1 protein-coding gene is annotated in these 1446 nt (G+C 35.8%); it reads right to left on the bottom strand.

Going from position 1 to position 1446, the window contains the following annotated elements:
* Positions 1 to 36: 36 nt before the first annotated feature.
* Positions 37 to 1391, bottom strand: a protein-coding gene (locus V7112_RS23410) for an IS3 family transposase (RefSeq protein ID WP_335424333.1) whose coding sequence is annotated in 2 segments (ribosomal slippage) — positions 37 to 938 and positions 938 to 1391 — 1356 coding nt in all. Because the reading frame shifts where the segments join, the coding sequence is not laid out codon by codon here.
* Positions 1392 to 1446 lie beyond the last annotated feature (55 nt).

The raw sequence follows: 1446 nt of genomic DNA, 5'->3' as shown, positions 1-1446 counted from the left end.
TGAAGTGACCCCTAAAAATTAGACACGGTTATTTCATCAGGCAGCTAGCTTAAAATGAGTTCGGTATTGTACCGGACTCATTTTTAATTTTGCCTTTATCCGTTTCGTATTATAATATTTTATATATTTTTCTAGTTCTTGTTTTAAATGCTCTACACTTTCGAATTCCTTATAGTAAAGGAATTCTGATTTCATAATCCCAAAGAAATTCTCCATCACTGAATTATCATAACAGTTTCCTTTACGGGACATACTCTGTATAATTCCTCTTTCTTTAAGGGCATGACGATATTGTTTCATCTGATAATGCCACCCCTGATCCGAATGCATCAGTAGTTTATGTTCCTCTGGCAAGCGATTAAGAGCTTTCTCTAACATCTCCGAAACAAGTGAATATGTTGGTCTAGAGCCAATTGTATACGTAATAATTTCTCCGTTAAATAAATCTAATACAGGCGACAAATAAAGCTTCTCGCCAAATAATTTAAATTCTGTAATATCAGTTACCCATTTCTGATTTGGGGCATCAGCTGTAAATTGACGATCTAAATGATTTGGCGCAATTTTTCCTACAGTTCCTTTGTATGACTTATATTTTTTCATGCGTACCTGACATTTTAAATCAAGTTCTTTCATGATACGTTGAACCTTTTTGTGATTCACTATTTGTCCACGATATGCTAGCTCATCACGTATACGGCGGTAACCGTAACGACCTTCATGTTCCTCATAAATAGCCTTGATTTCAGCTTTTAAGTCGCTATCTGGATCTGGTCGATTCATTTTCTTCACTATATCGTAATATGTACTACGTGGAACATCAGCGAGCTTCACGAGTTCCTTCACCGGGTACTTATGCCTTAATTCATAGACTACTTGTGCTTTGTCTTGTTTGGTGATTTTTCCTTGTTTTGAACTAAGGCATTCAACTTTTTTAAATACTCATTTTCCATTTCTAATTGATTAATACGTGCTTTAAGTGCTTCGACTGAACCTTCAGCTGGTGCTTGTTTTGGTTGTTTAATAGGTTTCTTTTTCACGGATGGACGCCCCTTTAGTTTCGGTTCAAGGGCTTCTACACCACCAACCTCCATCTTTTTCTGCCAATCATACACCATTGTATAACTAGAGATTTTAAAGAGAGCTGCGGTATCCATTAAAGACGCACCAGACTGAACCATATAGTTTAGTACGTCTAGTTTAAATCCAACAGAACAGTTTGTATAGGGATTTATTAATCCTTCTCCTCCATGAAATTCATATACCCTCAACCAATATTGGAATTGGGCTTTAGTAATCCCCATTCGTTTTGCATATTCTTTTTGAGAAATTACCATCGAGTCATAGCCTTGAATAATTTTTAATTTTACTTCACCTGTAAATTTAGTCATAAAAAAACTACACCTCCAATTGTTAGAGTGTGTCTAACAATTGGGGTGCAGTTCA

Origin of the sequence: Bacillus sp. JJ1566, assembly GCF_036962685.1 — a bacterium.
In the GTDB taxonomy this organism is placed as follows: Bacteria; Bacillota; Bacilli; order Bacillales; family Bacillaceae_L; genus Ferdinandcohnia.
The sequence above is the reverse complement of the archived record's forward strand: the minus strand, read 5'-3'. Positions and strand labels throughout refer to the sequence as shown.